A 17,449-nucleotide genomic window follows, 5' to 3' on the forward strand; every position below is an offset into this window, starting at 1 on the left:
CGTACCCGAGAAAGGCCCCTCCGCCGTCCGGTCGAGGGGCCCTTCTCGTGGTGGGCGAAGTGGCGCGGGCGTCAGACCCGCGCGGGATGTGGTGGCGCGGGGCCTCAGACCCGCCAGATCCAGGCGTCGGCGACCCGGGTCGACGGGCCGTAGAGCTGCTCCAGGGTCGCCCGCAGGCTCTCCGCGTGCGGGGTGTCCTCGGCGAGCGCCACGCAGGAGGCGCCCCAGAAGTCGGCGTCCTGGGCGGCCTGCCGGCGCTGCTCGTCGCCGATCACCGGCTGGTCGCCGCGGCGCGCCACGTCGCTCAGCAGGGCGGAGGTGGGCTGCTGGTAGGTGCCCATGGCCGCGGTGCCATTACGTCCGTACGGGCCGATGAAGAAGCCCTCCGGCGTGGCGAAGGCGGCGTCCGCGGCGGCGGCCCAGCGCATCGGCCAGGGCTCCTTCGGGGTGGGCAGCGGGACCGGCACCAGCACCCCGCCCGGGCGGACACACTGCCGCCAGTGGCCGCCGGTGATGAACTCCGGCAACGCCGGGCGCTCGGCCGTCGGCAGCGGGGTGGGGAAGAGCGGCAGCAGCGCCGCGCCGACCGCCGCCGGGATCAGCCGCCGAGCCCGGCCGGTGCCGCGCAGCGCCCGGTCGACGGCCAGCACCAGCAGCGTTCCGGCCAGCGGCAGTACGGCGAGGGCGAACCGCATCGGCAGCGCGCCGTCCACCACCGGCAGGCCCGCCAGCAGGGCGTACGGGCCGGGCAACCCGGTGCGGGTGCCGCCGACCACCACGGCCGGGCCGAGCGCGAGCCCGCCCATCACCAGAGCGGCGACGGCGCAGGCGACCGCCAGCCGGCGGCGGCCCAGCCAGAGCGCACAGCCCGCGGTGACCAGCAGCAACGGCCAGCCGAGGAAGGTGTTGTACTCGGCCGGGCCGGTGGTGAGCCGGGCCGCGTCGTCGTCGCCGGCCACCGACAGCGGGGAGATGGTCCACCAGCTGCGCAGGTCCGCCGAGAAGTAGTGCGGGCTGAACATGCCGTCGGCGACGCCCTGCGGGCCGGCGAACTGGAACCAGAGTGGGTAGCCGAGCACGATCAGGGCCAGCCCGGCGGCGAGCGCCATCCCGCCGGCGAAGCCGGGCAGCGCTCGGCGGGCCAGTTCCCGGTCCACGGTGGCGTAGGTGACGGCCATGATCAGCAAGGTGAGCGCGGTGAGGAAGAGCACCTCCTCGCCGATGAAGACCTGGGCGGTGATCGCGGCGGCGAGGCCGACCGCCGAGCTGACCATGCGGCGCCGGTCCGGGCCGAGCACCACCGTGCTGCCGGCCGGATCCGCCGGATCTTCGGGGCCGATCCGCTCCGGGTCGGCGGCGCGTAGCAGCCGCACCACCAGCCAGACGATGACCGGGACCAACCACTGCGCGGTCATGTGCAGGTGACTGTTGGTCTGCGAGATCATTCCCGGGCCGAAGCCACAGAGGCCGGCGCCGAGCCCGGCGGCGAGCCGACGGGCACGCAGCGTCCGGGTGAAGAGCAGGTACCAGGCGACCGCCGTGCCGGCCAGGTTCGCCGCCGCCAGCAGGGCGAAGGTGACCGGCGCGCCGAGCAGCAGGGTGACCGGGGCGAGGGCGATGCCGAGCGCGATGACCGTCGTGTTGGTCATCAGGTTCACCCCGTCCGGCGCGTTGAGCCGGTCGGTGAGCAGGCTGAAGTCGCCGAGCAGGGCCCGCGCGTCGACCGCGAGGAACCACTCGTAGAGGGTCTGGTCCGCCGCGTTGAGCGCCAGCGTCCGGGAGCCCGGGTCGGGCCACAGCCCGTGGGTGAGCCAGCCGGCCAGCAGGAGAAAGAAGAGCGCGACCGCGAGGTCCGCGCGGTGCCGGCCGAGAGCGGCCAGCAGCCGGGCCGTCCGGGGCCGGCGGGCGGCCCGGTCGGCGAGGCGGAGAGCCTGCTCAGGGGCGGCGTCGGGGGCCGTGGGGGCTGCGCTGCTCACGGCATCGACCCTAATGTGGCGACCGTATCGGGGTACGCCGGGTAGCCACAGACCGGTTACCGTGACACTGCACCGCGGCGTGTCGACGCACCGGTGCCGCCCGGCCCGGGTGGTGGAACGGCAGACACGGCCGCCTTAAAAGCGGCTGCCGAAAGGCGTGCGGGTTCGATCCCCGCCCCGGGCACCGACACATTTCCACCTCTCTCCCCGCTCAGCGATCTCCACGGATGGCCAGGGCAGTTACTCTTGTGTGTGCACGTTCACGTGCACACGACCCCCTGAGGGAGGCCAGACAGTGAAGACCTCGAACCCGGTGCTCGCCCGGCTCGGCCAGGCGGCCGAGCGGGAGCGCTCCGCCGGGTACGCCCCGGCCGGGCCGTACGGCGCGCCCGGCATTCCGCAGCAGTACCCGACCGAGGCCGGCTACCCGGCCGCGCCGCCGACGGTGGCGCCCATGTCCATCGACGACGTGGTGGTCAAGACCGTCACCCTGCTCGGCATCCTCGGCGTCTCCGCCGCGGCCGCGTGGGTGCTCGTCCCCGACGCGCTGGTCGGTGTCGCCTGGATCGGCGCCGCGGTGGTCGGCCTGGTCCTCGGCCTGATCATCTCGTTCTCCCGGATGGCGAACCCGGCGCTGGTCGTCACGTACGCCGTCATCGAGGGCGTCTTCGTCGGCATGGTCAGCAAGTTCTTCGAGTCGGCCTACGACGGAATCGTGATCCAGGCCGTGGCGGCCACCTTCGGCGTCTTCTTCCTGATGGCCATGCTCTACAAGGTGCGGGCCATCCGGGCGACCCCGGCGTTCGTCAAGGGCGTGACCGCCGCGATCGTCGGCCTCTTCGGCGTGATGCTGATCAACCTGGTGCTGGCGCTCTTCGGCATCAACACCGGCCTGCGCGACGGCAGCCCGCTGGCCATCGGGTTCAGCCTGGTGGTCATCGTGGTCGCGGCGCTGAGCTTCGTGCTCAGCTTCAAGGAGGTCGAGGACGGCGTCCGGATGGGCCTGCCGCAGCGCTACTCCTGGGTCGCCGCGTTCGGCATCCTGGTCAGCCTGGTCTGGCTCTACATCGAGATCCTGCGCCTGCTGAGCTACTTCCAGGGCGACGACTGACCCCGTCTGCTCCGCTGACCGCCGGCGCCCGTCCCCGCACCGTGGGGGCGGGCGCCGGCGTTTTCCCGACGCGGCCAGACCCACCGGGGCAGAGTGACTGCGAGGGGTAGGGCGGCGAGGGGGTGGCGGTGCGCAGTACCAACCCGGTGCTGAACCGGCTCGACGAGACCACCCGGCTGGAGAGCCGGGTGCTCGGCGTCGGGGCCGCGGAGGAGATGACCGTCGACGACGTGGTGGTCCGGACCGTCGGCCTGCTCCTGATCACCGGTGCGACCGCGCTGCTGGCCTGGCTGTTCGTCCCGCAGGCGGTCTGGGTGCCGGCCGCGCTCGCCGGCAGCGCCCTGGCCGCGATCGCGCTGGCGCTGGTCATCTCGCTGCGCGCCATCACCAACCCGGTACCGATGGTGGCGTTCGCGCTGATCGAGGGGTTGCTGCTGGGCGTGGCGAGCCGCGCGTTCGAGCTGGTCTACCCGGGCATCGTGGCGCAGGCGGTGGCCGGCACCTTCGGCGTCTTCCTCGGCATGGCGCTGCTCTACCGGGCCCGGCTGATCCGGGCCACTCCCCGGCTGGCCCGGCTGGTCATCGGGACCCTGCTCGGCATCGTCGCGATCAGCGTGGTGAACCTGGTGGTCTACCTGGTGACCGGGCGGCAGGGGTTGGAGATCTACAGCCTCACCGGCGAGGTGGGCGGCCTGGCGTACGTGATCGCGGTGGTGGCCATCATCGCGGGCGCGTTCAGCTTCATCCTCGACTTCGACCTGATCGAGCGGTCGGTGCGCGCCGGTCGGCCACGGCGCTACGCCTGGCTCTGCGCCTTCGGGCTCCTCACCGGCCTGGTCTTCCTCTACTGGCAGCTGCTGCGGCTGCTCAGCTATCTGCGCCGGTGAACCGCTCACCCCGGTGATCCGGTGACCTCCGGTCCGTACACTCTTCGGCGATGAGCGCAGCAGAACTGGACCGTGCGGTGCAGCTCCTGGTCGGCCAGGTCGGGCACTGGGAGCAACCACGCTGGGCGGCCGCCGCCGCCGGCGGGAACGCGGCCCGCGCCGACCTGGTGCACCGGCTGGTGCAGGAGATCGCCAACCTGGCGGCCGACGCCGAGGGGGAGCCGCGCCGCACCGTGCCCCGGCTGGCGAACGACCTGGCCCTGCCCGACCAGCTCCGGGTGGTCGCCGCGGATCTGATGGCCGCTGACCCGGAGCCGGCGGCGCTGGCCCGGGCCGCCGGCGAGGTGACGGCGACCCGAACCGCGCTCTGATCGGGGCGGTACGGCTCAGCTGAGCCGTTCGAGCACCATCGCCATGCCCTGGCCGCCGCCGACGCACATGGTCTCCAGTCCGATGGTCCCGTCGTGCCACTCGAGGGCGTTGAGCAGGGTGCCGGTGATCCGGGCGCCGGTCATGCCGAACGGGTGACCGACGGCGATCGCTCCGCCCATCACGTTCAGCTTCTCCAGCGGGATGTCCAGCTGCCGGTACGACGGGATCACCTGGGCGGCGAACGCCTCGTTGATCTCGACCAGGTCGACGTCGTCGATGGTCATCCCGGCCCGCTTGAGCGCCTGCCTTGACGCCTCCACCGGGCCGAGGCCCATGATCTCCGGGGAGAGCGCGGTGACGCCGGTCGAGAGGATCCGGGCCAGCGGGGTGATGCCGAGGTCCCGGGCGCGCTGGGCGCTCATCACCACGACCGCGGCGGCCCCGTCGTTGAGCGGACAGCAGTTGCCGGCGGTGATCCGCCCGTCCGGCCGGAACACCGGCTTCAGGCCGGCCACGCCAGCCAGGGTGACCCCGGGGCGCGGGCCGTCGTCGGTGCTGACCACCGTGCCGTCCGGGGTGGTCACCGGGGTGATCTCGCGGGCCCAGAAGCCGTCCGCGATCGCCTTCTCGGCGAGGTTCTGGCTGCGTACGCCGAACTCGTCCATGTCGGCGCGGGTCACGTCGTAGACCTGGGCCAGGTTCTCCGCGGTCTGACCCATGGTCAGGTAGATGTCCGGCAGCTCGCCGGACTCGCGCGGGTCGGACCAGACCTCGGCGCCACCCTGGGCGCGGGCCTTCGACCGCTCGCGCGCCGCGCCGAAGCGCGGGTTCTCCCAGCCGCCACCGACCAGCTCCTGGGCCTGCGGGGGCAGGCCGTCGGAGTTGCCGCGGGCGTAGCGGGAGACGGTCTCGACGCCGGCGGAGATGAAGACGTCACCCTCGCCGGCCCGGATCGCGTGCATCGCCATCCGGGTGGTCTGCAACGAGGAGGCGCAGTAGCGGGTGAGGGTGGCGCCCGGCAGGGTGTCCAGGCCCATCAGTGTGGCGACCACCCGGGCCATGTTGAAGCCCTGCTCGCCGCCGGGCAGGCCGCAGCCGAGGTAGAGGTCGTCGATCTCGCCTGGGTCGAGCTGGGGGATCTTGTCGAGGGCGGCCTGGACGATGGTCGCGGCGAGGTCGTCCGGTCGGACGTCGCGCAGGGACCCCTTCTGGGCGCGGCCGATGGGGGAGCGGGCGGTGGCGACGATGACGGCGTCGCGGGACGACTCAGTCGACATGAGCCAACGTTAACCCGCCGGTAACTTGGCGCGGAAGCCACGCGGGCGGCGGGAAATGTCACCCCGCCGCCGCCTTCGGCAGCGGGGTCAGTGCCGGGACGCGACCGCCGCGGCGGCCGCGACCGCGGGCAGCAGCGCGTGCGCCCAGACCCGGTAGCCGTCGGCGGAGGGGTGGTAACCGTCGTGGCAGAGGGTGTTGGCGTCGGCGCGGAACACCGGCCCGGTCTCGGTGCCCAGGTCGACCACCGAGCCGCCCGCGTCGAGCACGGCGGCCGTCTGGGCGCGGGCGATCCGCCGCCCGGACCAGCCGACCAGTTGGCGCAGCGGCGGGGCGATCGCGCGGACCGCGCCGAGATCCGGGCAGGTGCCGACGACGACCTCCACCCGCGCCTCGCGGAGCCGGTGCACGGCCGCGCCCAGGTAGGCGGACACGTCGGACGGGCGGCGCAGCCCGGTGGCGTCGTTCGCTCCGATCAGGATCAGCGCCACGTCGGGACGTTCACCGAGCAGAGCGCGGGCCACCTGGGTGGCGAGGTCGGTCGTGCGGGAGCCGGAGACCCCGACGCAGGAGAGGTGCACCAGCCGGCCGGTGGGCCCCTCGCTCAGCAGGTTGGCCAGCTGGCCGCCGATGGTGTCGTCGAGCCGGTCGACCCCGACGCCCAAGGCGGACGAGTCGCCGAGCAGGACCAGCCGCAGCGGCGGCGCACCGGCCCGGCCGACCGTGGCCCGCAGCGCGAGCCCCAGCTCCGGCTGGGCGTAGCGCCGGTGTCGGGCGATGAACGCCTCCCCGGCGAGGACCGCGGCGCCGCCCACGGTGCCGGCGATCAGGGAGAGCATCGCCGCCCGACCGAGCCGGCCGGCGAGCCTCGTGGCGATGTCCTGCTCGGTCATGCCAGTCCCTCCACTGTGGGTGAGTCGGTGGCCGGGCCGGACTGCGGCACGGTGCCGACGCCGAAGAACGCCCGCCGGCGCAGCTGCGCCCATCGGCCGGCCGGGCCGCGGTCACGCCCCCGGACCTGGGTGGCGCTGACCTCCGTGCCGGCGTGCCGGGCCGCCTCCTGCGCCGCCTCCGGCAGCGACCGTACGCCCTGACCGGCGGTCGGCGCTCGCCGCTCCGCCCCGGCGTCGAGCGCGGAGAGCACCGTGGGCAGCAGCGCCGCGGCGGCCATCGCGTAGCCCTCGGCGGAGGGGTGGAAACGGTCCCAGGCGAACATCCGGGCCGGCTCCGCCGCGAACCGTGGGCCGAGCAGGTCGCCGAGGGAGACCGTCCAGCCGCCGGCCTCGACCACGGCCACCGTCTGAGCGGCGGCGAGCTGTCGGCTCCAGCGCCGGGCCAGCCAGCGCAACGGCGGCTGGATGGGTTGGATCGCTCCCAGGTCGGGGCAGGTGCCGACGACCACCTCGCAGCCGGCGTCGCGCAGCGTGCGGACCACCTCCACCAGATAGCGGACGGCGAGCGCGTGCGGGGTGCGGTTGGTGATGTCGTTGCCGCCGATGAGGATCACCGCGACGTCCGGCCGGCACTCCAGGGCCGCCTCGACCTGGTGCCGCAGCACGGCGGAGATCGCTCCGACCACGGCGAAGCGGTGCAGCCGCACCGGACGCTGGGTGCGGCGGGAAAGGCCGGTGGCGAGCAGCGCGCCGGGCGTCTCCCGGCGGCGGTGCACCCCGTAGCCGGCCGCCGAGGAGTCGCCGAGCACCACCATCGTGAGCGGCTCACCGTGGAACTTCGCGCCGTAGACCCCGTCGCAGCGAGGTGGCGGCGCCTCGGCCATCGGGATGGTGCGACGGGCGCGACGGGCCTGGCCGATCAGCACCCCGGCGCTCGCCACCGTGGCCGCCGCGGTGGCACCCGTGCCGATCGCCGCCAGGCGGGCGATCCGCCGGGCGCGCCGCCAGCGCGGACCAACGGGTACGACGGAACCAGCCACCCCCATACCGCGACAGTATCGCGCCGGCCCGACACGGCGCTGTCGTCGTAGCGGCAGACGGGTGGCTGGCGGACCGTCGTTCTGGGTACGTCTCTCCCGGGTGACACCCGGCGCGGGTCGACCGGTCCGGCGGGCTTGCGCCAGGACGCCACGCTGTCCCCGGAGAGGAGCACGATGATGGGGAAGACACTGAAGCGGAGCGCGGCCTTCACGGCCCTGGCCCGGGCCCTGGCCGCCGGGGCCCGCGGCGGCCCGTCACTGGGCAGCCGGCTGGCGGCGCTGCCCCGGATGATCCGGGCGACCACCCGCGGCGAGTACGACGGCGGCCTCCGGCTGGCCCTGATGACCGCGGCGACGGCGTACATCGTCTCGCCTGTCGACCTGCTCCCGGAGATCCCGTTGGCGATCTTCGGGCTGGCCGACGACGCGGTCATGGTCACCTGGCTGGCCGGCAGCGTGCTCGCCGAGACTGAGCGCTTCCTGGAGTGGGAGGCGCGTCGCGACTCCGTCATCCCCGGGCGTGTGGTGCCCTGACGGGCCGTACCCTGGGCGCTGGGAACCCCCGAACCACCTGCCCGGCCGCCGTCGCCGGCGCCGAGAGAAGGACACATCGAGGTGCAGTACTACGACAACGTCGTCGACCTGATCGGCAACACCCCCCTGGTACGGCTGCGCAACGTCACGGCCGGCATCCAGGCCACCGTGCTGGCGAAGGTGGAGTACCTGAATCCGGGCGGTTCGGTGAAGGACCGGATCGCGCTGCGCATGGTGGAGGACGCCGAGAAGGCCGGCATCCTGCGGCCGGGCGGCACCATCGTCGAGCCGACCAGCGGCAACACCGGTGTCGGGCTGGCCCTGGTGGCCCAGCTCAAGGGCTACAAGTGCGTCTTCGTCTGCCCCGACAAGGTCAGCCAGGACAAGCAGGACGTGCTGCGGGCGTACGGCGCCGAGGTGGTGGTCTGCCCCACGGCGGTCGCCCCGGAGGACCCGCGCTCCTACTACAACGTCTCCGACCGGCTGGCCCGGGAGATCCCCGGCGCCTGGAAGCCGGACCAGTACAGCCACCCGGCGAACCCGCGCTCGCACTACGAGAGCACCGGCCCGGAGCTGTGGAAGCAGACCGAGGGCGAGATCACCCACTTCGTCGCGGGCGTGGGCACCGGCGGCACCATCTCGGGCATCGGCCGCTACCTGAAGGAGGCCTCCGACGGGCGGGTGCGGATCATCGGCGCCGACCCGGAGGGCTCGGTGTACTCCGGCGGCACCGGCCGGCCCTACCTGGTCGAGGGCGTCGGCGAGGACTTCTGGCCGCAGACGTACGACCGGGGGGTCGCCGACGAGATCGTCGAGGTCTCCGACAAGGCCTCGTTCGAGATGACCCGGCGGCTGGCCCGCGAGGAGGGGCTGCTGGTCGGCGGCTCCTGCGGGATGGCCGTGGTGGCCGCGCTGGAGGTGGCCCGCAAGGCCGGCCCGGACGACGTGGTCGTGGTGCTGCTGCCGGACGGTGGCCGGGGTTACCTCTCCAAGATCTTCAACGACGCGTGGATGGCCCGGTACGGCTTCCTGGACAACTCCGGCGCCGAGCCGACCGTGGCGGACGCCCTGGCGAGCAAGCCGGGCGCCCTGCCCGAGCTGGTGCACGTGCACCCGACCGAGACGGTCCGCGACGCGATCGACTACATGCGCGAGTACGGCGTCTCCCAGCTGCCGGTGCTCAAGGCCGAGCCGCCGGTGGTCACCGGCGAGGTGGCCGGCTCGATCGCCGAGAGGGACCTGCTGGACGCGCTCTTCACCGGTCAGGCGCACCTGCACGACACGATCGAGCGGCACATGGGCGCGCCGCTGCCGATGATCGGCGGCGGGCAGCCGGTGAGCGAGGCGGTCGGCCTGCTGGAGAAGTCCGACGCCGCGCTCGTGCTGGTCGACGGCAAGCCGAAGGGCGTGCTCACCCGGCAGGACCTGCTCGCCCACCTCGGCGCGCACTGACCCGACGACGACACGACGGCGCCCTCCCGGCCGGGAGGGCGCCGTCGCGCTGTGGCGATGAGCGGGCGACGGACCGCGCGCGACACGCCGAAGCGCGGGTCACCCGTCAGCGGGCGAGTTCCGTGGGGACGGCCACCACGTCGACCAGGGCGCCCTTGCGCAGCACCGTCACCGGCAGCCGGGCGCCGATGGCCGGGCCGAGCATGAGCCGTTGCAGGCCCTGACCGTCGCGGACCGGGCGGTCGCCGGCGGAGAGGATCACGTCGCCCAGGTAGATCCCGGCCAACCCGGCCGGGCTCCCCGGAACGACCTCCACCACCCGCAGGCCGCGCCGCTGGCCGGTCCGCGCGGTCACCTCGGGCGGGAGCGGCACCGGCACGCCGGCCACCCCCAGCCAGGCCCGGCGGACCCGGCCGTGGGCGGTGAGGTCGGCGATGATCTGCCGGGTGGTGGCGTTGATCGGCACCGCCAACCCGAGCCCGTACCCGGCGACCGCCGTGTTGACCCCGATCACCCGGCCGGCCGAGTCGGCCAGCGCCCCGCCGGAGTTGCCCGGGTTCAGCGCCGCGTCGGTCTGGATCACGTCCTCGATGAGCCGGGTGACCCGGCCGTCCCGGGCCGGCAGCGAGCGGCCCAGCCCGGAGACCACGCCGGCGGTCACCGAGCCGGCCAGCCCCATCGGGTTGCCCACGGCGACCACCAGCTGGCCGATCCGCAGCCCGTCGGCGTCGCCCAGCTCGACCGGTGGCACGGTGGTCTCCTCGACCCGCAGCACGGCGAGGTCCGACAACGGGTCGGCGCCGACCACCCGGAACCGGGTCTCGGTTCCGTCGGCGAAGGCGGCTGACCCGTCCTGCGCGCCCTGCACCACGTGCGCGCTGGTCAACAGCAGGCCGTCGGTGCCCACGGTGACCGCGGAGCCGGCGCCGGCCCCGCGCGCGGTCCGCACCGACAGGGCGGCCACGCTGGGCAGCACCCGGGCCGCCACGCCCGTGACCACCTGGGAGTACGCGTCCAGAGCGGCGGCCTCGGTCGGCTCCGGCGCGGTGTGCTCGGTGTCCATGACCCGAGCAACGCGGCCGGATCGACGGGCATGCCCGGATCAGCTCAGAGCGAACGGCCGGTTACCGCGAACGATCGGTCAGCGCGCTCTGGCGGGTCACAGGGGGCGGGCGTAGCGCAGCTGGGTGGTGACCGCGGGGCCGATCAGGTCCTCCCGCTTCGCGCCGGTCGGCGTCCAGCCGCCGCGTTCGTAGAACCGGCGGGCGGAATCGTTCTGCGCGAGCACCCAGAGCACCGCCCGGCGCCAGCCCCGGCTCCGCATGGTGTCCAACGCGTCGGTCATCAGTTCCCGGCCCAGGCCGCGTCCCCGTTCGGCGGGGTCGAGGTGGATGGCGTTGAGCAGGCCGGTCGCCGGGTCGCCCTCGTCGTCCGGGCCGACGTAGCTGAAGCCGACCAGCGTGCCGTCGCGTTCGGCGACGGTCATCAGGTGGTCGTCCCGCTCCCAGGCCCACCGTTCGGCCCAGTAGCGCCCCATCGCCTCCGGCGTCGGTTCGGCGAGCGCCTCAGGCGACAGGAAGGACGAGTAGGTGGCGACCCGGGAGCGCTGGTGCAGCGCGCCGATCGCCAACAGGTCGTCGGCGGTGGCCCGGCGGAGGATGACGGTCATCGGGGCGAGGTTACCCGGCGCGGCGGCACCTGGACGGTGGTCAGGTCCTCGGCGATCACCAGCTCGCCGTCGAAGTGCGCGCGGGCCTCGTCGTGGAACCGGCGCGGGTCGGAATACCGCTGGGAGAAGTGGGTGAGCACCAGCCGGCGTACCCCCGACTCGGCCGCCACCCGGGCGGCCTGCGCCGCGGTGAGGTGGCCGACCTCGGCGGCGAGCGCGGCCTCCGATTCGAGGAAGGTCGACTCGATCACCAGCAGGTCCGCGTGTTCGGCCAGGGCGTAGACCCCGTCGCAGAGGCCGGTGTCCATCACGAAGGCGAACCGTTGCCCCGGCCGGGGGAGGCTCACCTCGTCGCGGGTGATCCGGCGCCCGTCCAGGTCGAGGTGGCCGACCCGGATCAGCTCGCCGACGGCCGGCCCGGCGATCCCGTACGCGGCCAGCTTCTCCGGCAGCATCCGGCAGCCGTCCGGCTCGACCAGCCGGTAGCCGTACGTCTCGATGGGGTGCCGTAGCCGGCGGGCCTCCAGCGTGCCGCAGCTCAGCGCGATCCGCTGCCCGTCCGCCTCGATCGGTTCGACGCGCAACTCGGCGGTCTCGTAGAAGGAGGTGGCGTGCCGCAGTCGGGCGAAGTACTCGGCGCCGCCGGCCGGGAAGTGCACCGCGACCGGGTGCGGCACCCGGTCCAGGGAGAGGCGCTGGATGGTGCCGGGCAGGCCGAGGCAGTGGTCACCGTGGAAGTGGGTGACGCAGATGCGGGTCAGGTCGGTCGCCGTGACCGTGGTGTGCAGCAGCTGCCGCTGGCTGCCTTCGCCCGGGTCGAAGAGGATCACCTCGTCGTCCCAGCGGAGCACGTACCCGTTGTGGTTGCGCTGCCGGGTCGGCGCCTGGCTGGCCGTTCCGAGCACCACCAGCTCGCGCATCGACATCGTCGGTCTCCCAGACATGAAGCGACCCCCGGGGCGTCCGCGCTTGCGCGCGGGCCGGCTGGACTGGGCCGGCGCCCCGGGGGTCGGGTGGCTGTCGTGGTTTCGCCGCACCGCTGCCACACGGTCTCGACGATGGTGCAGTGCCCGCCTAGCGACGGACGTGATCACTGTCGAGGACAGCGGCTAGCGGACAGCCACCTCACGAGTCCGATTGCTATACAAGTCTGGACCACCTCCTTTCGCGTGTACCGCCACGCTATCGAGTCTCCGCGCGGCTCGGCAACGGATTTCGATCACAGGGGGAAACGGGAATGCCCGGCCGCCTCGTCGGCGGCCGGGCATCGGGATCGCCCAGGTGAGGGCGGGTCAGCCGGCGGTACGGGCCACGCCCACCGGGCAGCTCAGCCCGTTCGGGCCGTGGTTGCAGTACCCGTTGGGGTTCTTCGTCGGCGCCAGATACTGCTGGTGGTAGTCCTCGGCCAGGTAGTAGCTGCCGAGCCGGTCGATCTCCGTGGTGATCTCGCCCTTACCGGCGCGGGCCACGATCGGTGCGAACGCGTCGCGGGAGGCGATCGCGGTGGCCAACTGCTCGTCGGTGCTGGCGTAGATCGCGGACCGGTACTGGGTGCCCACGTCGTTGCCCTGGCGCATGCCCTGGGTCGGGTCGTGGTTCTCCCAGAAGACCTTCAGCAGGTCCTCGTAGCTGATCTTCGAGGGGTCGTAGACGACCTGGACCGCCTCGGCGTGCCCGGTCCGCCCCGAGCAGACCTCCTCGTACGTCGGGTTCGGCGTGTAGCCGCCCGCGTAGCCGGCGGAGGTGGTGATCACGCCGGGCAGGGTCCAGAACAGTCGCTCGGCACCCCAGAAACACCCCATGCCGAAGACGGCGATCTGGCTGCCCTCGGGGAACGGGCCCTTCAGCGGGGTGCCCAGCACCTCGTGCCGATCGGCGACCGGCATCGAGATCGGGCGGCCCGACAGGGCCTGGTCGGGAGAAATCATCTCGGCCTTCATTCGGCGCAGGAACACGGTGGGACTCCTCTCGTACCTCTCCCAGCGTGTAACACCAGCGGGTCCCTCAGCCTTACCCGCTGCACCCCGAGTCAGGCCGCCGGGAGGGGTGGGAGAGATCGTGGACGGTTCGTGCCGATATCTCCCGCCGGTCAGAGCGCGGCGCTGATGCGGTCCGCGTACTCCTGCGCCTCGGCGTCGTCGGTGTAGCGGGTGCGGGGCCAGAAGAAGCCGCGCAGCCCGTCGCCCTTGGTCCGGGGTACGACGTGGGTGTGCAGGTGCGGGACGGACTGGGACACCTTGTTGTTCATCGCCACGAACGTCCCGCCGGCTCCCAGACCGGACTCCACCGCCACCGCCACCCGCTGGACCAGGCCGAAGTAGCCGGCCAGATCCTCTGCCGGCAGCTCGGCCAGCGTCACCAGGTGGGTACGCGGCACCACCAGCACATGGCCCCGGAAGACCGGCCGGGTGTCCAGGAACCCCACCCCGTCCGGGACGTCGACGACCCGGAACGCGGGCACCTCACCCGCGACGATCCCGCAGAACACGCACCCGGCCACCGACCCAGGCTAGTGCCGTCGCCGCTGAACCGCCCGCCCCGCCCGCGTGATCATCATCGTTCGTCCAGGTAGCTTTCCCACTCGCTCTCGGCGATTCCGGCCGGGCCGGTTTCGCCGGTCGCCAGGCGGACCCTGATGTCGGACTCCCACCGTCTCGCCCAGCTTCGCAGCTCCGTGACTTCGGAGTCGCTGAGGCCGTAGGACCGGAATGTGCGTCCGTCCCGCTCATCGACGGCGCCAAGCCGATCGGCCAGCTCCTCCAGTGAGAAGCCGGCGGTGTGACGAGCGCCGAGCCGTTCCAGCTCGGCCCACTCGAGCCGGCCGTTCGCGGCGTGGATGTCAATGAAGTCACGATGGGCGGCCCGGTCGTGCAGGGCGCGTACCTTCAGCCCGACCGGGTCCTCGAACGCGAGGACCGGACCAATGCTCAACCGGGCTGGCGGCCCAAGTGCTTCCTTGAGCAGATCCACCTCGCACGAGCCTGTCGCGTCAGACACCACCATTCGGGCCATCCGAGGAGTGACCTCGATGATCTGGGTGACGAAACCGGCGCCCGAGAAGGCGGCGGAGAGCCGGTTCACCACCGCCGAAAGCGGTAGCGCGGTAGCGGTGGCGAAGTCGATGTCCTGCGAAGGCCGGTCGAGCAACTCGTGCGCACACATGGCGTACCCGCCAGCCAGCACCAGACCGAGATCGTCACCAGCCTCGAAGCCGATCTCAAGTAGTTGGCGGTGCAGGGCGTCCATCAGGCAGTCGCGAGGCCGGGCAGCAGCCGTTCCCAGAGGGAGATCACCCGTCGGGCGGTCAGCCGCCGGATGCGCGGCCAGTCCTGTCGCAGCAACCCGGCGTTGACGTAACGAATGACGTCATCGCGCTGCCCGCAGTCGAGCAGGAGGCAGTAGAGGGTCAATCGCTGCCGTGGGTCGGTGACGTCGAAGTCGTTCGGCCCGGATCAGGCCAATCGGACGGGAAGCTCCACGCGGCCGGTTTCCGGCCCGGCCAGCAGTTCGAGCGAGGCCGGGATGCGGTCTGCCGCGCCGATCAGGCGGGAGGGCAGGGCGGCGGTCGAGGTCACGAAGCCAGTATCACCGACCGGTACGACACGGCGCTGACGTGACCCGCGCCGGGTTGCGCCCGATGGGTACGGGTGGCGGACTAACGTCACGGGAATGAGTCACGGCTTTGAGACGCTCGCGATCCACGCCGGTCAGGACCCCGAGGCCCGCACCGGCGCGGTGATCACACCTATCTTCCAGACCAGCACGTACGCACAAGACGCCGTCGGGGCGCCGCGCCTCGGCTACGAGTACAGCCGCTCCGGCAACCCGACCCGGGACGCGCTCCAGGAGTGCCTGGCCGCGCTGGAGGGCGGGCCGGTCGGGCTGGCCTTCGCCAGCGGACTGGCCGCCGAGGACACGCTGCTGCGGACCGTCTGCAAGCCGGGTGACCACGTGGTCATCCCGGACGACGCGTACGGCGGCACCTACCGGCTCTTCGCCCGCGTCGTGGAGCGGTGGGGCCTGGACTTCACCCCGGCGAAGGTCTCCGACCCGGACGCGATCCGCGCCGCCGTGCAGCCCGGCCGGACGAAGATCGTCTGGGTGGAGACGCCGACCAACCCGCTGCTCGGCATCGCCGACATCGCCGCGCTGGCGACCATCGCGCACGACGCGGGCGCCCTGCTGGTGGTCGACAACACCTTCGCCTCGCCGTACCTGCAGCAGCCGATCGCGCACGGCGCCGACGTAGTGGTGCACTCCACCACCAAGTACATCGGCGGGCACTCCGACGTGGTCGGTGGCGCGCTGATCGCCGCCGACGCCGGGCTCGGCGAGGAGCTGCGCTATCACCAGAACGCGATGGGCGCGATCAACGGGCCGTTCGACGCCTGGCTCACCCTGCGCGGCATCAAGACCCTGGGCGTACGGATGGACCGGCACTGCGACAACGCGGAGCGGCTGGCCGCCTACCTCGACGGGCACGCCAAGGTGTCCCAGGTGATCTACCCCGGGCTGCCCTCGCACCCCGGTCACGAGGTGGCCGCGAAGCAGATGCGCCGGTTCGGCGGCATGATCTCCTTCCGGGCGGCCGGGGGCGAGGAGCACGCGGTCGAGATCTGCAACCGGGCCAAGCTCTTCGTGCTCGCCGAGTCGCTCGGCGGGGTGGAATCGCTGATCGAGCACCCGGGCCGGATGACACACGCAAGTGCTGCCGGCTCGCCGCTTGAAGTTCCCGGCGATCTCGTGCGACTGTCTGTCGGCATCGAGACGGTCGAGGACCTGCTCGCCGATCTGGAGCAGGCGCTGGGCTGACCGCTGGCTGGGGAGGGTGGCCGTGCAGGACATCATGCCGACCTGGGTGGGGGCGACCGCGAAGCAGATCGCTCGCGGCGTGCGGCGGGGCGACGTCTCCGCCACCCAGGTGGTGGCCGACCACCTCGACCACATCTCCCGGGCCGACGCCGAGCTCGCCGCGTTCCGGGCGGTTCGCGGCGGCGAGGCGATCACCGAGGCGGAGAAGGTCGACGAGCAGGAGGATCTCGCCAACCTTCCGCTGGCCGGGGTGCCGGTGGCGGTCAAGGAGAACACCCCGGTCGCCGGCCTGCCCACCTGGAACGGTTCGGCGGCGGTGCGTACCGGAGTCGCCGAGGCCGACCACGAGGTGGTCCGCCGGCTGCGCGGCGCCGGTGCGGTGATCCTCGGGGTGACCCGGATGCCGGAGCTCGGCCTCTGGGCGCTCACCGACGACGAAACCGGGGTGACCCGCAATCCGTGGGACACCGCGCGTACGCCGGGCGGCTCGTCCGGCGGCGCCGCGGCCGCGGTGGCCGCCGGACTGGTGCCGATCGCGCACGGCAACGACGGCCTCGGCTCGATCCGCATCCCGGCGGCCTGCTGCGGCCTGGTCGGGCTCAAGCCCGGCCGGGGCGTGATCCCGTGCCAACTCGGCGCGGAAGACTGGTTCGGCCTCACCGAACATGGCATGTTGACCACCACGGTCGCCGACGCCGCGGTGGGCTTCTCGGTGCTCGCGGGGCGGCGTCCGGAGAAGCTGGTGCCGCCGCAGCGACTGCGAGTCGGTGTCTCGCTCCGCTCGCCGGTGCGTGGCGTCTCCCCGGACGCGCCCAACCGGGACGCGGTCGCCACCGCCGGGCGGCTGCTCGCCGCAGCCGGTCACGACACCGTGCCGGCGAATCCGGTCTACCCGACCCGGCTCGGCCTTCAGGGCATCGCCACCTGGTTCGCCGCGGCGGCCGCGGACGTCCGGGCCACCGGCATCCAGCGCCGCGACCTGCAACCGCGCAGCCGCCGGCACGTCGCGCTCGGCGAATGGGCGCAGCGGCGCGGGTACGTCCGGGAGGCCGACCGGGCCGCCTGGCGGGAGCGGTCCATCGGCTTCTTCACCGACCACTCGATCGACCTGCTGCTCACCCCGGCGTTGGCCGGTCCGCCGCCGGAGGCCGCCGTCTGGTCCGGTCGGTCCTGGCGGGCCAACATGGCGGCCAACATCCGGTACGCCCCGTTCGCCGCGCCGTGGAACATCGCCGGTCTGCCGTCGATCGTGGTGCCGGTCGGGCGCCGCCCGGACGGACTGCCGGTGGCCGTGCAGCTGGTCGGGCCGCCCGGCTCGGAGCTGCTGCTGCTCGGGGTGGCCGGCCAGTTCGAGATGGCCGCCCCGTGGTCCCGGCACGCCCCCGGCTATCCGCGGGTCGGCACGGGGTCGCCAGCCGTCGCATGATC

At 73.1% G+C, this 17,449-nt stretch carries 18 protein-coding genes, 1 tRNA gene and 1 pseudogene; 8 read left to right on the top strand and 12 right to left on the bottom strand.

Annotated elements, in window-relative coordinates; translation table 11 throughout:
• Positions 1–104: 104 nt before the first annotated feature.
• Entirely contained in the window at positions 105–1,976 is a 1,872-nt protein-coding gene (locus ACIP9D_RS09375) for a hypothetical protein (RefSeq protein WP_350867249.1), read from the bottom strand.
• A 103-nt stretch (positions 1,977–2,079) separates the two neighbouring features.
• Here ACIP9D_RS09375 and ACIP9D_RS09380 point away from each other — a divergent pair.
• The 4 genes from ACIP9D_RS09380 (at position 2,080) to ACIP9D_RS09395 (ending at position 4,345) form a co-directional block, all read left to right on the top strand.
• Positions 2,080–2,160: transfer RNA gene (locus ACIP9D_RS09380), tRNA-Leu, on the top strand.
• Positions 2,161–2,271: 111 nt separating this feature from the next.
• Positions 2,272–3,087, top strand: coding sequence for a Bax inhibitor-1/YccA family protein (locus ACIP9D_RS09385; protein WP_350867247.1), 816 nt, complete (start codon positions 2,272–2,274; stop codon positions 3,085–3,087).
• 128 nt (positions 3,088–3,215) lie between these two features.
• A complete protein-coding gene (locus ACIP9D_RS09390; protein WP_350867245.1) occupies positions 3,216–3,974 on the top strand; it encodes a Bax inhibitor-1/YccA family protein in 759 nt (252 codons plus the stop codon).
• 50 nt (positions 3,975–4,024) lie between these two features.
• A complete protein-coding gene (locus tag ACIP9D_RS09395) occupies positions 4,025–4,345 on the top strand; it encodes a hypothetical protein (RefSeq protein ID WP_350867243.1) in 321 nt (106 codons plus the stop codon).
• Positions 4,346–4,360: 15 nt separating this feature from the next.
• On the opposite strand, the gene ACIP9D_RS09400 is transcribed toward ACIP9D_RS09395, so the two are convergent.
• The 3 genes and pseudogenes from ACIP9D_RS09400 to ACIP9D_RS09410 all read right to left on the bottom strand — a co-directional run.
• Complete coding sequence (locus tag ACIP9D_RS09400) at positions 4,361–5,623, bottom strand: acetyl-CoA C-acetyltransferase (protein ID WP_350867242.1); 1,263 nt, start codon at positions 5,621–5,623, stop codon at positions 4,361–4,363.
• Positions 5,624–5,710: 87 nt separating this feature from the next.
• Positions 5,711–6,514, bottom strand: coding sequence for an SGNH/GDSL hydrolase family protein (locus tag ACIP9D_RS09405; RefSeq protein WP_350867240.1), 804 nt, complete (start codon positions 6,512–6,514; stop codon positions 5,711–5,713).
• Positions 6,503–7,560, bottom strand: a pseudogene (locus ACIP9D_RS09410) (SGNH/GDSL hydrolase family protein); the annotation flags it as partial. The gene ACIP9D_RS09405 and the pseudogene ACIP9D_RS09410, both read right to left, overlap by 12 nt.
• Positions 7,561–7,731: 171 nt before the next feature.
• On the opposite strand from ACIP9D_RS09410, the gene ACIP9D_RS09415 reads away from it, so the two are divergent.
• Together ACIP9D_RS09415 and ACIP9D_RS09420 are read left to right on the top strand one after the other, a co-directional pair.
• Positions 7,732–8,088, top strand: coding sequence for a YkvA family protein (locus ACIP9D_RS09415; protein WP_350867236.1), 357 nt, complete (start codon positions 7,732–7,734; stop codon positions 8,086–8,088).
• Positions 8,089–8,169: 81 nt separating this feature from the next.
• The gene (locus ACIP9D_RS09420) at positions 8,170–9,540 is read left to right on the top strand and encodes a cystathionine beta-synthase (RefSeq protein WP_350867235.1); all 1,371 of its coding nucleotides are present in this window, start codon (positions 8,170–8,172) and stop codon (positions 9,538–9,540) included.
• A 106-nt stretch (positions 9,541–9,646) separates the two neighbouring features.
• Here the strand turns inward: ACIP9D_RS09420 and ACIP9D_RS09425 are convergent, their stop codons facing one another.
• The 8 genes from ACIP9D_RS09425 to ACIP9D_RS09460 form a co-directional block, all read right to left on the bottom strand.
• Positions 9,647–10,603 (bottom strand): trypsin-like peptidase domain-containing protein, encoded by a 957-nt coding sequence (locus ACIP9D_RS09425; RefSeq protein WP_350867233.1) that lies wholly within the window; start codon positions 10,601–10,603, stop codon positions 9,647–9,649.
• 96 nt (positions 10,604–10,699) lie between these two features.
• On the bottom strand, positions 10,700–11,209 hold the full coding sequence (locus ACIP9D_RS09430) for a GNAT family N-acetyltransferase (RefSeq protein WP_350867231.1): 510 nt from the start codon (positions 11,207–11,209) through the stop codon (positions 10,700–10,702).
• Positions 11,206–12,135 (bottom strand): ribonuclease Z, encoded by a 930-nt coding sequence (locus ACIP9D_RS09435; protein ID WP_350867229.1) that lies wholly within the window; start codon positions 12,133–12,135, stop codon positions 11,206–11,208. The genes ACIP9D_RS09430 and ACIP9D_RS09435 overlap by 4 nt, the downstream gene beginning before the upstream one ends.
• A 366-nt stretch (positions 12,136–12,501) precedes the next feature.
• Positions 12,502–13,164: a peptide-methionine (S)-S-oxide reductase MsrA gene (gene msrA / locus ACIP9D_RS09440; RefSeq protein WP_350867227.1), complete on the bottom strand. Its 663-nt coding sequence runs from the start codon at positions 13,162–13,164 to the stop codon at positions 12,502–12,504.
• 134 nt (positions 13,165–13,298) lie between these two features.
• The gene (locus ACIP9D_RS09445; RefSeq protein ID WP_350867225.1) at positions 13,299–13,709 is read right to left on the bottom strand and encodes an HIT family protein; all 411 of its coding nucleotides are present in this window, start codon (positions 13,707–13,709) and stop codon (positions 13,299–13,301) included.
• Between the two features lie 53 nt (positions 13,710–13,762).
• Positions 13,763–14,455, bottom strand: coding sequence for a nucleotidyl transferase AbiEii/AbiGii toxin family protein (locus ACIP9D_RS09450; protein ID WP_350867224.1), 693 nt, complete (start codon positions 14,453–14,455; stop codon positions 13,763–13,765).
• Positions 14,455–14,619 (bottom strand): hypothetical protein, encoded by a 165-nt coding sequence (locus tag ACIP9D_RS09455; RefSeq protein WP_350867223.1) that lies wholly within the window; start codon positions 14,617–14,619, stop codon positions 14,455–14,457. Before ACIP9D_RS09455 ends, ACIP9D_RS09450 begins: the two co-directional genes overlap by 1 nt.
• 42 nt (positions 14,620–14,661) lie before the next feature.
• On the bottom strand, positions 14,662–14,784 hold the full coding sequence (locus ACIP9D_RS09460) for a hypothetical protein (RefSeq protein ID WP_350867221.1): 123 nt from the start codon (positions 14,782–14,784) through the stop codon (positions 14,662–14,664).
• A 94-nt stretch (positions 14,785–14,878) separates the two neighbouring features.
• On the opposite strand from ACIP9D_RS09460, the gene ACIP9D_RS09465 reads away from it, so the two are divergent.
• Entirely contained in the window at positions 14,879–16,021 is a 1,143-nt protein-coding gene (locus tag ACIP9D_RS09465) for a cystathionine gamma-synthase (RefSeq protein WP_350867219.1), read from the top strand.
• A gap of 16 nt (positions 16,022–16,037) precedes the next feature.
• Entirely contained in the window at positions 16,038–17,447 is a 1,410-nt protein-coding gene (locus ACIP9D_RS09470) for an amidase family protein (protein ID WP_350867218.1), read from the top strand.
• The last annotated feature ends 2 nt before the right edge of the window (positions 17,448–17,449 follow it).

Origin of the sequence: Micromonospora sp. NPDC093243 (assembly GCF_044753725.1) — a bacterium.
Lineage (GTDB): Bacteria > Actinomycetota > Actinomycetes > Mycobacteriales > Micromonosporaceae > Micromonospora.

Coding starts and splice junctions, on each gene's coding strand:
- ACIP9D_RS09450 (WP_350867224.1), bottom strand. CDS start 14,455: ATGGACGCCCTGCACCGCCAACTACTTGAGATCGGCTTCGAGGCTGGT.
- ACIP9D_RS09465 (WP_350867219.1), top strand. CDS start 14,879: ATGAGTCACGGCTTTGAGACGCTCGCGATCCACGCCGGTCAGGACCCC.
- ACIP9D_RS09430 (WP_350867231.1), bottom strand. CDS start 11,209: ATGACCGTCATCCTCCGCCGGGCCACCGCCGACGACCTGTTGGCGATC.
- ACIP9D_RS09415 (WP_350867236.1), top strand. CDS start 7,732: ATGGGGAAGACACTGAAGCGGAGCGCGGCCTTCACGGCCCTGGCCCGG.
- ACIP9D_RS09400 (WP_350867242.1), bottom strand. CDS start 5,623: ATGTCGACTGAGTCGTCCCGCGACGCCGTCATCGTCGCCACCGCCCGC.
- ACIP9D_RS09405 (WP_350867240.1), bottom strand. CDS start 6,514: ATGACCGAGCAGGACATCGCCACGAGGCTCGCCGGCCGGCTCGGTCGG.
- ACIP9D_RS09435 (WP_350867229.1), bottom strand. CDS start 12,135: ATGTCGATGCGCGAGCTGGTGGTGCTCGGAACGGCCAGCCAGGCGCCG.
- ACIP9D_RS09395 (WP_350867243.1), top strand. CDS start 4,025: ATGAGCGCAGCAGAACTGGACCGTGCGGTGCAGCTCCTGGTCGGCCAG.
- ACIP9D_RS09425 (WP_350867233.1), bottom strand. CDS start 10,603: ATGGACACCGAGCACACCGCGCCGGAGCCGACCGAGGCCGCCGCTCTG.